We start from the raw sequence: 13,907 nt of genomic DNA, 5'->3' as shown, positions 1-13,907 counted from the left end.
TGGCGAGGCATGCTGCGACAGGATCATCAGGATTGCAGCACTGCACGGACAATCGCATTCAGCAAATCCATCACACCGTCCCACTTGACCTGTGATTCAGTGTCCGCCCGAAAATGTTCCACCCTCGGCTAAGCCGAGGTTTCCAGAACTGCGAGCACCGTGAAGACTCCGAGGCCTTCGGGCAACGGCCAAGTCGTTGCCCCCCGTTGCCACGAACACTTTAGAATTGTGTTTTCAATTTTAGGGTTTATTTCGTATTATTGCCGTTCGCGTTTCCCGGCGCGTCTTTTTGTTCAATCTTATCGAGAACTGCCGGCGGCAGGGCCGGCCGGTTCGCACCTTGTTTGAGGAGCCTCGAGCAGTTTATGGTCAAAGACAGCATTCGCAACATTGCCATCATAGCCCATGTCGATCACGGCAAAACCACCCTGGTCGACGGCATGCTGAAACAAAGCGGCACTTTCCGCGACAATCAAGTCACCGGCGAACGCATCATGGACAGCCTGGATCTGGAGCGTGAACGCGGCATTACCATCATGGCCAAGAACACCGCGATCTGGTTTCAGGACGTCAAGATCAACATCGTCGATACCCCCGGCCACGCCGATTTCGGCGGTGAAGTCGAACGCGCCCTCAGCATGGTGGACGGCGCGCTGTTGCTGGTGGATGCCAGCGAAGGCCCGCTGCCGCAAACCCGCTTTGTGTTGAAAAAGGCGCTGGCGGCGCAACTGCCGGTGGTCGTGGTGATCAACAAAATCGACCGCAGCGATGCGCGCATTCAGGAGGTCACCAACGAGATTTACGGCCTGTTCATCGATCTCGATGCCAACGACGCCCAACTCGAGTTTCCCATCATCTATACCAACGCCAAGCGGGCCGTGGCCCATCGCCGCCTGAACGACGGCGCGGTGAACCTCTTGCCGCTGTTCGAAACCATCCTGCAATCCATTCCCGGGCCGCAGGCCGAGGATTCCGCGTTGCCGCAGTTTCTCGTGACCAACCTCGATTACGATGACTACGTCGGCCAGTTGGCCATCGGCCGGTTGCGCCACGGCGTGCTGGAGATGGGCAGAAACTACTGCCTCTGCGCCGAAGAGGACGAACGCCGGACGGTCAAGTTTACCGCGCTGTATTCCTTCAAAGGCCTGCAGCGCGTGCCGGTGGACCGCGTCGTCGCCGGCGACATCGTGGTGGTGGCGGGCGTGGAGAACGTGCACATCGGCGATACCATCACTGATCTTGAAAATCCCCGGCCCTTACCACGCCTGAATGTCGACGAGCCGACCGTCGCCATGATCTTCGCGGTGAACACCAGCCCGTTCGCAGGCCGGGAAGGCCGCTATCTCACTTCGCGCCATCTGCGCGAGCGTTTGGAGAAGGAGGCGCTGCACAACGTGGCCCTGCGCATTCGACCGACCGAGCGCGCCGATGCCTTCGAAGTCTGCGGCCGCGGCGAGTTGCAGCTCGCGATCCTGATCGAGACCATGCGCCGCGAAGGCTTCGAGTTCATGGCCTCCAAGCCGCGCGTGCTCACGCGCGTGGCCGACGGGCACATCCTCGAGCCGATGGAGCATTTGTTCATCGACATTCCCGAGGAATTCATCGGGGTGGTCACCGAGAAGCTGTCGCAGCGCAAGGGCCGCATGACCAACATGGTCAATCACGGCAGCGGCCGGGTGAACCTGGAGTTTCGCATGCCGGCGCGCGGGTTGATCGGCTACCGCAACGAATTTCTCACCGACACCAAGGGCACGGGCATTTTCAACACGCTGTTCGACGGCTATGCGCCGTGGCACGGCGCCATTCCGCAGCGCAACACCGGCGCGTTGATTGCCGATCGCGCCGGCCGGGTCACCGCCTACGCGCTGCTCGGCCTGGTTGATCGCGGCGAGTTTTTCGTGAACGTGGGCACGGAAGTGTACGGCGGCATGGTGGTGGGCGAGCGCAATCGCAACGGCGATTTGGAAGTGAACATCACGCGCGAGAAAAAGCTCACCAACATGCGCAGTTCCACCGCGGAGAGCACCGAAACACTGCGGCCGCCGCGGCCGTTGACGCTCGATCAGGCCATCGAGTTCATCGGCGAAGACGAGCTGGTGGAAGTCACGCCGGAAAACATTCGCCTGCGCAAAATGGAACTGGATGAAGACAAACGCGCGGCGCAGCGCAAGCGCCTGGCCGGCGCCGCGGAGGAACGCCTGGTTTCGTGAGCCATGATCCGAGCCGTGAAATTCGCCTGGGAAGTCATGCAGGAGGCCGGCCGGCGCTTTGACCGGGATTATGGCGCCTTTCTGGCCTCCGGCCTGGCCTTCGATCTCATGCTGTGCATTCTGCCCTTTCTGCTGATTCTGCTCTCGATCTCCGGCTACGTGCTCGAATCCTCCGAGCAAATGCACCAGGACATCCTCGCCTTTCTCGAACGCGCCCTGCCGGTCACGCTCACCGAACTGCAGCACAACCTGCAGCAGTTCATCAAAGACCGCAAGATCATCGGCGCGGTCGGGTTGATCTCGCTGCTGCTGGCCGCCTCGCGCGTTTTCGGCGGCATCCGCACCGTCATCGAAATCACCTTTCGCCAGAAGCTGCAATTCAATTATCTCACCGGCAAACTGTTCGACATCGGCATGGTGGTGCTCACCGGCGCGCTGCTGTTTCTCTCGCTCGGATTTTCCTATGTCATTTCCGATCTGCAAAACTGGTTGACGAGCTGGCTGAGCGAGCGCGGCTATGATTTCAGCCGCCTCAACAGTTTCATCGCGCTGGCGCTGGCGTTTGCCGCCTCGGCGGTGATGTTCTTCCTCGTTTATCGCCTGCCGCTCGAGCGCCGCGTTCCCACCCGCATCGTCTTGACGCTGGCCCTGCTGGTGGCCGCGCTATGGGAGCTGGCCAAGTGGCTCTTTGGACTCTATCTCGCCAACCTGGGCCGCTTCGACGCGTTGTACGGCTCCTTCGGCGTGCTGGTGATTCTGGTGTTGTGGATTTACTATTCCGCCATCATCTTCGTGGCCGGCGCCGAGCTGGGCAGCGCCTGGTACGATTTGCGCCAGCCGCCCGCCGCGAACCCGGCTGCGGCCCGCCGGCCCGATACGTTGCGCGATGAAACCGGCCGGGCAAAGCGGCGCGCTTGAGTGACATCACGCTTGCTTTTGTGGGGAAAAGCCGTTATTTGTGCCGGTGACGGCGCGCGCCTGTCTTCCGGCAACGCCACCTTGGCTCGTTGCTCCGGCAGTTCAGAAGAATCGCTTGGGAACGCCTCCCTCATGGCAATGTATCGCTGGCTTGTGCTTCGCCTGTTTTGGAGCATCCTGCTGCTCCCTGTGCTGGCCTTTGTCACGCTCTGGATTCTGCACGAGCTGCTTTTCCGCGGCAGCTACTTTCCCGATACCCTCCTCATCGTCATTCTCGCGCTGCTGGTCTTCCCGCTGGTGAGCGCGGTGCTCACGCGCCTGGGCCGCCGGCGCTTTGCCTTCCTGCAGGAACGCGGCAAGGAGCTGCTGCTTTCCGATCATGAAGAGAGCGTGGCCGGGATGCTGCCACTGCTGCGGCGGCTGTTCGACAGCGGCCTGCTGTCGCCGCGCGAGCAGGAAAAATGCGAGCAGGCTCTGCGGCGCAGCTACTTTCCCTTTTATGCCGGGCATCTCGATGACCCGCATGCGCGTACGCAGTTGCTGGCGGCGCTGCGTGAAGGCGTGCGGCCGGAGGAAGCCTATTACGCTCTCAAATCCTACGTATTGAATCAACCCAAGCTGACCATGGGTACCGCCGCGATTGCCGAGGAGCTGCTCGATCACAATCCCGGCGATCAAGCGCTCGCCAACTTTTTCGTGCAGCATTTTCTGGAAAACCGCAGCACGCACTATCGCGCCGAATACTTCTATGCCAACCACCTGGCGCACGACGGTAACCTGAGTGATCAGATTCTCGCGCTGTGCATGGAGAAGATCCTGGGGCGGGAGCGCCATGACGATTTCGCGGGCTGGTGCTATGCGCGCGCTTTTCAAGCGCAATGGGGGGAGGATCCGCGCGTGCGCCGCGCGCTGCATCACTTGCATGCGGCGCATCGGCTGGTGCAACGCGACGATGCGCTCGCGCGCGTGGTCGCGGCCTGTGCTTCCCTGTTGTCACCGGAAGAGATCGAACGCTGGCGGGCAGAGAGCCGGCCGGCTGCGCCTCCCAGCGTGCCGTTGCGGCAGCGGCTGGAGAGCTTCGAACTTGCCGCGCGGGAAGGAAAGCTCTATGCCGTTTCTTGGTTGGGGAAACACCGGCGTTGGGCCTGGGCGGCCGCGGCAGGAGTTGGACTGCTCATGATCTTTCTCGTGTGGCCGGAACAATCGCCCGAGGAAGTTGCGGCACCTGCGTCACCACCGCCAGCCGCCGAGCAACAACGCTACTTCTCGTTTCAAGTCGGTGCAGTGAAGGAACGTCGCCGCGCCGATCGGATGATGCAATCCCTGCAGACCTCCGGATTGGAGGTGTATGTCGTCCCGCCACGCAATGTGGACGGCTGGTATGCCATTCGCGTCGGCCGTTATCCTTCCCAGGAAAAGGCGCGTGCGGCCGCCGACAGCCTGAAGGCAGCGGGAATTGTGAGTGAATATTTCGTGACCAATTACGACCGGCCCGCGGCAACGCCGCCATGATTGCGATTTCAATCCTGCCGGGGCAAAACAAAAGGGAAGACGGGCATCAACCCGGCTTCCCTTTTGTTCTTTGCGACGCTGCGGTGGTCCGGAGAGCATAAGCTCATCAAACCGGCTGCGCGTGAAACTCATTCGTCGCCCTGGCGCAGCATCACCAGACGCACCAGGTGAATCACGGCAACGGCGGCAGCGGCGACATAGGTGAGGGCCGCGGCGGTCAACACTTTCTTCGCCATGCCGATTTCATCACTGGCGAGATACCCGCCGGATTGCAGTTGCGCGAGCGCGCGCCGGCTGGCGTCGAACTCCACCGGCAGTGTGACAAGCTGAAACAACACCGCACCAGAGAACAGCACGATGCCGATATCGAGCAGCAGCGGCATGCGCATGAAGATGCCGATCAGCGCCAGCGGCATTGCCAACGACGAGCCGATGTTGGCCGCAGGAAACAAAGAGGTGCGGAAATTCAGCGGGCCGTAAGCCAACTTGTGTTGAATGGCGTGCCCGACTTCATGCGCGGCCACACTCAGCGCGGCAATGGAATTGCCGTCGTGATTGTGTTCGGACAGCCGCACTTCCTTTCGGGTGGGATCATAATAGTCCGACAACAGGCCCTCGGCGCGGCCGATGTTCACGCCGCCGATGCCGTTGCGATTGAGCAGAGAGGCTGCCACTTCCGCGCCACTGCGGCCATAGCGCGAGCGGACTTCACTGAATTTGCTGTAGGTGCTTTTGACCTTCCACTGCGCCCACAGGGCAAACAACATCGCCGGCACCAGCAGCACCAAATCCATCGTCGAAAAAAAGAATGGCATTGTGCTCCTCCAAAATGAGGTCAGAAAATTTGGTTCCCGATACGCCCATGCCCGCCGCTGGTTTCCGGAAGCCAGGCAAAGACCGCCGCCTCATTCACCCGCCAACTTTCGCTTGAGATCGCCCCAGATTTTCTCCGCATGCTTGGGAAAGATCAGCCAAAACGCGATGCCCAAAAACAACAGCCCGGGTATCACCGGCAAGAACAAACCCAGAAGTCCCAACAGCACGAACCCGGCGGCGGTGCGGTATTTGTTCTTGCGCCAACGCGCCAGCTTTTCATCGAGGCGCGCGCGCGCCGAGGATTGGGAGTGGTCGGTGGTGTGCTCGTCTTGGGCGGCGGTTGTGGGCAATGGCAGGTCAGGGGAGTTCATGTTTCCGGAGTTGGTTGAGTGTACGTCCAGGCCCAATCCGCGTTTTGGCTGAAATGACTGGGCGCTTGGCAATCCTGCTGGGCTGCCGTCACCGGCAGCAAACGAGGCGGCAGATTCAAAGCTTCTTTCTTGCGCTTCTGCCAGCGCGCAAACTTCGCGTCTGCTTGACGTGAACCTGCACGACCGCGGTCTCATCGTATTCAGGGTTCATCCTGGCCCGCCAGTAACCTTGCCGCCGGCGTGCCGCCTTTTCATCATCAAAAGCATGGACTTCCTCAACGAATCCACGCCACACCAGCACGGCCACCCAAATGCCGCGCTTCTTGCTGCCAGGTTTCATGGCAATATTCCCTCCATTTGTTGAGATTTGCCGCGATCGCCGTCTACTCGCTTATCGCAAATTCTTCAGCATGATCAGCCGGTTGCCGTTCACCGCGTCGGGATGATATTCGAGCTGATCGACCGAGCGGCGGATGATGTGCATGCCGAAGCCGCCGGTGCGGCGTTTGGCCACCGCCTCCTGCACGTCGTATTCCGCCGGCGCCTTCAACTGGAAGCTCAGGCCGGTATCTTGAATCACGATGATGAACTTCTCCGGGTTGTAATGCACCGACAAGTCGATCCAATTGCCGGGATTGGAGTGATAGGCGTGTTCGATCACATTCAAGCAGGCCTCGTAGACCGCGATGCGGATCTTGCCGATTTCCCGCACATTCATGCCTGCTTGTTTGGCATGTTCGACCACAAAATCGCACAGTTGATAAAGATTGGCGATCGTGCTCTCGACGCGCAGGGAATAGGTGTTGACCTCCTCCAGGCTGGCGGGATTCGCCGCCACCGCCTCGACGGGCGCGGTTCCGTGCAGCGTATCCTGCAGTTCATGCACCACCGGCGGCTCCGCGATCTCAGCCAGCGCCTGGACGCTGTCCTCATCATGCCAGATGGTGCCGGCGCTGCCGGCATAGGAGGGCCAAGCCGGCGCATCGGGATCTTCGATGAGATAGTCCCAGGCGTTGAACGCTTTGAACTTGTGCTTGGCGGTTTCCGGCAGGTTTTCGACTTTGAGATCACCGTTGCGCAGCCGCGCGCGCGCCGCGGTGGCGATCAACAGTGCGATCAGTTTGGTGGAAGGGAAAAGCACGTTCTCCATATCGACGACATAGTTCACCTTGTCCTGGCTCAACGTCATCTCAAAATAGGAGGCCAGCCGGGTCACCAATTCCGGCATCGGGGCGTTGGTATCAAAGTGGAGCCTGATCACGAAGGGCGGGCCTTCGGCAGTTTCCACGAAAAAAAGTGGCTTCTTCATAACAAAATTTTGGATTCCTGGTTCTGCCCTGCTGCACGCCAACCAATGGAGTGGTGCCCGTGCGGGAGTAGCGCGGGCCGGGCGGTTTCGCCATTACCAGATCGAGAATAACTCGCGCCCGTCCGCAACCGTGAACTTTTGAGAATGTGTTCCGGCAACGGTCTGGCCGGTGCATCAAAATCCTCCGAGCTTTCACGACCCTCGAAGGTTTGGCAACCTCGGCTCAGCCGAGGTTGAAACGTTTTCGGAAAGATATTAACTATACCGGCAAGCCGGCTGAAATGACCATTCCTGCTCGCAAAAAACTGATCATTCCGGCGGGCCGTTGACGGGCAAAAAAGTATGGAAATGCGCCCGGAGAAGCAAGCAAAAGTTCAGGCGCGGCCGGCCCGGAAACAAAAAGGGCGCAGCAGAACGCCGCGCCCTTGGGCTGTGTGGGGTGGGGTAACGGTGGAAGTTCTAGCGCATCAGGGTCAGTTTGCGGGTCTGCCTCTGGCCCTGGGCTTCCAGGCGGTAGAAGTAGATGCCGGAAGCCACTTGCCGGCCGGCCTCATCACGGCCGTCCCAAGTCACCTGGAATTCGCCTGCCGGCCGCACGCCTTCCATGAGCATGCGGATCCGGTGGCCAAGTATATTGTAAACCGCCAACCGCATCTGACCCGCTTGCGGCAGGGCGAAGCGAATCACTGTGGACGGGTTGAACGGATTCGGATAATTCTGCCACAGAGCAAAGCTGCTGGGCGCGGCCGGCGATCCGCCCTCCTTCACGCCGGTGGTGCTCTCGAAAACGATGCGCAGTTTTACGATTTCGAGTTGCGATTGACTGGCTTGCGCCACCAACTCAACTTGCTGGCCGGTGTGCAACTCATTCATGGTCACCGGCTGGTTTTTCGCATCGAGCAGCAGCGAGCTGTCAGTAACCACATGCGGCAAGTCCTGCACGTAGATCGTGTTGCCGCTCACCTGAGTGAGGCTGCCGGCGAGCGCGCGGCGGTCTTCGACCTTCACCTGCAAAGCCAGCAGCCGGCCGCCCTGCTGCCGCGCCTTGACCTGCACGGTCATGCCGAGGTGCAGGTCTTCGATCTTGATCGGCTGTTCGTCCGGGCCGAGATAGACGGTGGCGGCATTCACCTGGAATTCGAAGCCGTCCACTTGCATGGCGGTGAAGCTGAGCGCATTGAGGCTGCCGGTGAACTCGAACTCGTCGTTGCCGGGTTGACTGCGCAGTTCCACGCGCAGAGCGGTGAAGGTGTGATCGGCGATGAGCTGCGCCCGCACTTCGACGAAGGCACCGGCCTGAAGCGCCTCGAACGGAATCGGCTGGTTCTGGCGGTTGACGATCACCGTGGTATTGGTGACGACGAAGGGACGGCCGTAGAGATAGAGCGTGTCGCCGCCGTTGCGCGCAATGCGTTCGATGCGCCCGAAGATTTCGACGATGGGATCGATGCGATCTTCCCCTTGAATGCGCGAGGCCAGCCAGCGGCCGCCCTCACGCCGGGCATGCACCTCCACCACCTGGCCGATGGCAAGCTCCTCGAAAGAAATCGCGTTGCCCTGCTGGTCGGTGATGACGGTGCTGGTGGTGACGAAAAACTTGAGGCCGGTCACCTCGACGAATTTCTCGTTGTTCTGCAAATCGGTGATGACGCCGCGCAGCTCGATTTCGTCGCGATCAAAGTCTTCAATCTTGATACGCGTAGCGAACAGCTTCTGGTCGGCGCCGACCAAAGCCTTCACCTCCACCAGCATGCCGGCGCGCAGCACGGAGAACGGTACCTTGTTGTTGTTCTCATCGCGCACGTCGGTGCTGCTGTCCACCAGAAATGTCAGGCCCAACACGGTCACGCTGTTCTCGGTGAGCCGGTCGATGAAGCCCTTGATCTCGAAGACCGGCGGCGTCTGCTTTTCGATCTTGATGAGGGTGGCGACCGGCAGGCTGCCGGGCAGAATATCGGCGTGTATTTCCACCGTCATGCCGGTGCGCAGCGCGCTGAAGGCAATGAAGTCGTCCTTTTCATCACGAATGATGGTTGCCGGTACGATGCGGAAACGCAGCCCGTTCACCGTCATCGTGGAATCGCCCAAGTCGGTAATCAAGCCGGTGATCTCAATGTCTCCGCCGTTTTGGTCCTCACGCTCAATGCGGGTGGCCAGCGGAACATTGTTGGACCGCGTGCGGCCCTTCACCTCCACCAGTTCACCGACGTGCAAATCGGCAAATGCAATCGGCTCGTTGTCGAAACCCAGAATCTCGGTGCTGGCGATGACTTCGAAGCGCGTGCCGTTCACGACCACATAGCGCCGCACGCTGTCAATCAGCGCGGTGATACGTCCGGTCAGTTCGATTTCGTGGTTGCCGGAGCTTTCGTCCTCAATCTTCAAACGCAGTGCAATCACGACGCCGTTGGCCAGCCGTGTGCCCTTGGCTTCCACTTCCATTCCAACCTTGAAGCCGGCGAGCGTGAGGGGATTGCCCTTGTCATCCAGCAGCTTGGTGGTGGGTACGACAGTGAAGGCGATATTGTTGATGGTCACCACCGAATCGGCGATGCTCGCGACATAACCTTTGGTTTCAATCGGGTAGGAGGTGGAACGCTCCAGCACGAAGATCAGGCGCGCCCACAGCTTGTTATCATTGCCGCGCTGCGCCAGCACTTGCACCTTCCACTCCGGCCGCAGATCGCTGAGCGACAGGGTGCGCGAGCCTTCAATGACAAGAGTGCGATTGTCCACATAGATCTTGTCGTTACCGGACAGGGATATGTAATCCTTGGTGACGGTCTCCAACCGGCCGGTGATGATCAGCGTGTCGCCGACGCCCGGTTGGACTTGAATCACGATCGGCACTTCGGCTTTGAACTGGCCGTTGCGGTGATCGCGAATTTCCGCGCGAAACAGCCAAATGGTCTGCGTCGGGTCTAACCCTGCCAGCGGAATGTGAGCTTCGTAGCTGCCGTTCAGCCGGTTGGAAAACTTGCCCTCCGTCCCGATTCCGCCGCTGGCGGGTTGCAGCCGGAATTCGTTCTTATCCAAGTCCAGGTAGTTGACATTGGCTGCGATCACGCGGGCATGCAACGTGTCGGTGAAGGCAAAAATGCCGTCAGGAGTCGAAAAATCACGCTGCCGTGAAATCTGCAAACTCTGCGCTGCCACCGTGGTGGCGAGCGTTAACACCCAGATGGCCACCTTCAGCCCAAATGCAAAAGCCTGTACCCTTCGTCGCAACATTTCATGGCCTTATGGTAAGGTGATGTGAAAAGTAGGTGATCTTGCGGTCCGATCCGTCTTCAAACTTGATGCCACTACCCGGCATGCTGCCCGCGGCCGATAAATCCATAATCTGTGTTGGACTGGCATCACCGGGTGCGCAATGATGGGCAAAATTTGCACGCCGAGTAGCAGCGCCGCCGCGCAAGTCTTGCCCTTGAACAAAAAACGCAGTATTTTCGCAGAAAATCCGAGCTTCCCACCTGCCAGGTTTGTGCTTGAAATTCGGCGGCAAATCCCTATATTCGCGGCGTTGTTTGTATAGTTGAATTGGCAAACCGGCCTCAACCTCGCATGAACTCGCGTGGCAAGAACTGGTTTGATTCTTGCCTGTGGTAATGGTTTCGCATGGCAAGGCGCTGCCTGTTTGCCATATCGGTGGAATGATCACAGGGCAGCGGTTGTCTCCTCCCCTCGGGCATGTGGTGTATGGTTGATCATATAACAACGGCAAGTTGTGTTCAAAAGCGGCCGGCAGGCCGGGCTAGGCAATTGCGCTGGGTGCCCGTGACCGCCGTATGCTGCTGGCTTTTTTCCTGCACCACGCCGGCCGAGCACAGCAATCCGCTCGATCCGGAATCTCCTGCCTACCTGGACAAGGGCGTTCTCAGCGGAACCGTCACCAGCTTTTATCAACCTTTCCGGCCGCTGCCGGACGTCGACATTCATTTGCTGGAGACCGGCGCCAGCCGCCGCAGCAATGCCAACGGCGAATTCACCTTTGCCGGAATTGCTCCCGGCCGCTACACGCTGCTCGCGACGACAGCAGGTTATGCCGCCGACAGCGCCGAGGTGGAAGTGGCGGCGCGCGAGACCCGGGTGTTGAGTTTTCGTCTCAATGCCCTGCCGCTGGTGGCAGACGCGCGCGTAACCGCAGCACATGTTAAAACGCGCGCCTCGGTGAGCGACACGGATTTCGTTTTCCTGACGGTCACCGCGGAAGTGCTCGACGGCGACGGTAGCAACGACCTGCAGCGCGTGCGCGTGGAGATTCCGGCCGCGGCGTTCGCCGATACCCTGCGGCGCAGCAACTCGAACGGTGCATGGGAACGCACTTTTTCTCCGGAAGAATTGCGGGATCAGAGCGGCAGCCTGATCGACCCCTACAATCTGGTGGGTGAGTCTTTTCGCATTGATGCCACGGATGCGCCCGGCGCGCAGGTGACTTCGGCACCGTTTCAGTTGGTTCGCGTCATCGCCGAGGAGCCACTGCCGCAGGAGCCCGCGAACGGCGAAGTGCTCACCACCAATGCGCCGCAGTTGAAATGGCTCATGCCGCCGCTCACCTTCGAGCATACTCTTACCATTCAAGTCTTCAAACTGATCAGCGGCTTTCAAACGCTGTTGCTGACGATCCCAGAGCTGCCGGCCGGCACCACCGCGGCGCCCTATCCTGGCCGGCTGACCACCGGCTCTTATTTTTGGACAGTTACCGTAAACGACCGCTTCGGCAACAGCAGCCGCTCCAAGGAAGCCACATTTGTGGTGCAGTGAGCTTGCCGAACGTTGACGGTGCAGCGCCGGATGGCCGTGCGCGATGCGGGCAAGCCGCGACCTGCAGCGTTGGCCAAGAGAAAACAGTGCGAACGGGAGGCGCAATGACGGTAAGCCGTGAGGCGCTCAAAGTTGGAATAGAATTCTGAAAGTTTGTGGCAGAACAATTTGCCGGCAGTACGATTCAAAATAATTCTGCCGATGAATCATCCTGCCAAAGTTTTTTCGGAGATGCTCGGTGACTTCGGCGCATTGCGGTGGAAAAACTCTATCGCCGATGGTCAGCGATGACGCCGAATTTCGCCGAGCAGTTATGTGCAGCTTCGCAGAAGCTTCGGTTTGCAGTTTGTCTGCAAATCAGTGTATGATTCTTCTTGCCTTGTTCCTCTCGGTTTGCTCTGTTTTCTCCGTGGCAGGAATCTTGGCATGTGACTCGAAACAAAGCAACTGACCAGGAAACGACGACGCTTGGCCAACACCCAGCAGGCTGCAAGCCCCAGGTGCCTATGTCCGAACCCATTGCGGAATTCTCCGATCCTTTGCTCGCGCTCTCGCAGATCAGCGAAAGCATCAACACCATTTATGACATTGATGAGCTGCTGCAGCGCATTTTGGCGATCGCGCTGCAGACGGTGAACGCCCAGCGCGGCTTCATTCTGATGTCGGAAAAGGATGACCCGGCGGAATTGCAGGTGCGGGTGGCACACAATCTCGCGCCCAATGCGCTCAATGCCGTGGCGCCGTTCTCGCGCAGCATTGTGGAAGCGGCAATGGCCGGCGGCGGGACCTTGATCACCTACAATCCCGCCGACGACGCGCGCTTCCGCTCCTCCGAGAGCATCTTCGATCAGAAAATCGTGGCCGCTGCCTGTCTGCCGTTGCGCGTGAAAACGCGGCGGCTGGGCGCGATCTACATCGACAGCACGGAAACGCGCGGCAAGTTCCGTCCGGAAATGGAGCCGTTTCTCAACGCCTTTGCCCATCAGGCCGCCATCGCCATCGAAAACGCGCAGATGTATGATCAACTGCGCAGCGAAAACCGGCGGCTGCGCCAGGCCATGGCCGAGGCCAGCGAATTCACCGGCATCATCGGCCAAAGCCCGGCCATGAGCAGCGTGCTGGACACCGTGCGCAGCGTGATGGATACCACCGCCACCGTGCTTATCCTCGGCGAAAGCGGCACGGGGAAAGAATTGATCGCGCGCGCCTTGCATTACAACAGCCGCTTGAAAGACAAGCCGTTCATTGCACTGTTTTGCGGCGCGCTACCCGAGAGTCTGCTGGAGAGCGAGCTGTTCGGCCACAAGCAAGGCTCGTTCACCGGCGCCTCGCATGAAAAAAAGGGGTTGTTCGAAGAAGCTGATGGCGGCACGATTTTTCTCGACGAGATCGGCGACATCTCCCCCAAGATTCAAACCGCGCTGCTGCGCGTACTGCAGGAACAAGAAGTGCGCCGCATCGGCGAAACCAGAGTGCGCAAGATCGAAGTGCGCGTGCTGGCCGCCACCAACAAGGATCTCGCCGGCGAGGTGAAGGCCGGGCGTTTCCGCGAAGATCTATACTATCGCCTGAACGTCATCACCATTCAAATGCCGGCTTTGCGCCATCGCGGTCATGACATTGTTCTGCTGGCGCAGCATTTTCTCGACCGCGCCGCTTCCAAGTCCAAACGCCCGATTGCCGGCTTCGCGCCGGAGGCGCTCACCGCGCTGCTCAGCCACGACTGGCCCGGCAATGTGCGCGAGCTGAGCAACACCATCGAGCGGGCGGTGTTGCTCGCCAAAGGCGGCTATCTCACGCCCGCGGATTTACGGCTCGAGGCGCCGTCTTATTCCGAAACCACGGAGCTGCAATCGCTGCGCGATCACGAGCGCCGCATCGTCGAACGCGTGCTGCACCAGCACCAGGGCAATGTCACTGAAGCGGCCAAAGCGCTCGGGGTTTCGCGGCGGTGGTTGCATTACCGGCTCAAGGAGTGGCAGGGCGCATAGTCCGGGGTCTGTCCAA

10 protein-coding genes are annotated in these 13,907 nt (G+C 59.9%); 5 read left to right on the top strand and 5 right to left on the bottom strand.

The window, feature by feature from the left end:
• Positions 1–365: 365 nt before the first annotated feature.
• From typA to L6R21_21370, 3 genes are all read left to right on the top strand, one after another.
• Positions 366–2,210: a translational GTPase TypA gene (gene typA, locus L6R21_21380; GenBank protein ID MCK6561758.1), complete on the top strand. Its 1,845-nt coding sequence runs from the start codon at positions 366–368 to the stop codon at positions 2,208–2,210.
• Between the two features lie 15 nt (positions 2,211–2,225).
• Positions 2,226–3,128, top strand: coding sequence for a YihY/virulence factor BrkB family protein (locus L6R21_21375; GenBank protein MCK6561757.1), 903 nt, complete (start codon positions 2,226–2,228; stop codon positions 3,126–3,128).
• A 132-nt stretch (positions 3,129–3,260) separates the two neighbouring features.
• Positions 3,261–4,640 carry an SPOR domain-containing protein gene (locus L6R21_21370; protein ID MCK6561756.1) on the top strand — a complete coding sequence of 460 codons (1,380 nt, stop codon included), beginning with the start codon at positions 3,261–3,263 and terminating at the stop codon, positions 4,638–4,640.
• Positions 4,641–4,768: 128 nt separating this feature from the next.
• On the opposite strand, the gene L6R21_21365 is transcribed toward L6R21_21370, so the two are convergent.
• The 5 genes from L6R21_21365 to L6R21_21345 all read right to left on the bottom strand — a co-directional run bounded on the left by L6R21_21365 (position 4,769) and on the right by L6R21_21345 (position 10,797).
• Entirely contained in the window at positions 4,769–5,455 is a 687-nt protein-coding gene (locus L6R21_21365) for a zinc metallopeptidase (protein ID MCK6561755.1), read from the bottom strand.
• Positions 5,456–5,545: 90 nt separating this feature from the next.
• A complete protein-coding gene (locus L6R21_21360) occupies positions 5,546–5,827 on the bottom strand; it encodes a hypothetical protein (GenBank protein MCK6561754.1) in 282 nt (93 codons plus the stop codon).
• 391 nt (positions 5,828–6,218) lie between these two features.
• Positions 6,219–7,136, bottom strand: a complete 918-nt coding sequence (locus L6R21_21355; protein MCK6561753.1) for an ATP-binding protein — start codon at positions 7,134–7,136, stop codon at positions 6,219–6,221.
• 459 nt (positions 7,137–7,595) lie between these two features.
• Positions 7,596–10,367: a DUF5666 domain-containing protein gene (locus L6R21_21350; protein ID MCK6561752.1), complete on the bottom strand. Its 2,772-nt coding sequence runs from the start codon at positions 10,365–10,367 to the stop codon at positions 7,596–7,598.
• Position 10,368: 1 nt separating this feature from the next.
• The gene (locus L6R21_21345) at positions 10,369–10,797 is read right to left on the bottom strand and encodes a hypothetical protein (protein MCK6561751.1); all 429 of its coding nucleotides are present in this window, start codon (positions 10,795–10,797) and stop codon (positions 10,369–10,371) included.
• A gap of 110 nt (positions 10,798–10,907) precedes the next feature.
• Here L6R21_21345 and L6R21_21340 point away from each other — a divergent pair, with 110 nt between their 5' ends.
• Both L6R21_21340 and L6R21_21335 read left to right on the top strand, forming a co-directional pair.
• The gene (locus L6R21_21340; protein MCK6561750.1) at positions 10,908–11,900 is read left to right on the top strand and encodes a carboxypeptidase-like regulatory domain-containing protein; all 993 of its coding nucleotides are present in this window, start codon (positions 10,908–10,910) and stop codon (positions 11,898–11,900) included.
• A 506-nt stretch (positions 11,901–12,406) separates the two neighbouring features.
• Positions 12,407–13,891 carry a sigma 54-interacting transcriptional regulator gene (locus tag L6R21_21335; GenBank protein ID MCK6561749.1) on the top strand — a complete coding sequence of 495 codons (1,485 nt, stop codon included), beginning with the start codon at positions 12,407–12,409 and terminating at the stop codon, positions 13,889–13,891.
• Positions 13,892–13,907 lie beyond the last annotated feature (16 nt).

The organism is bacterium, from assembly GCA_023150945.1.
GTDB lineage: Bacteria > Zhuqueibacterota > Zhuqueibacteria > Zhuqueibacterales > Zhuqueibacteraceae > Coneutiohabitans.
Note: the sequence above shows the minus strand (reverse complement) of the source record. Positions and strands in the feature narration are given on the sequence as shown.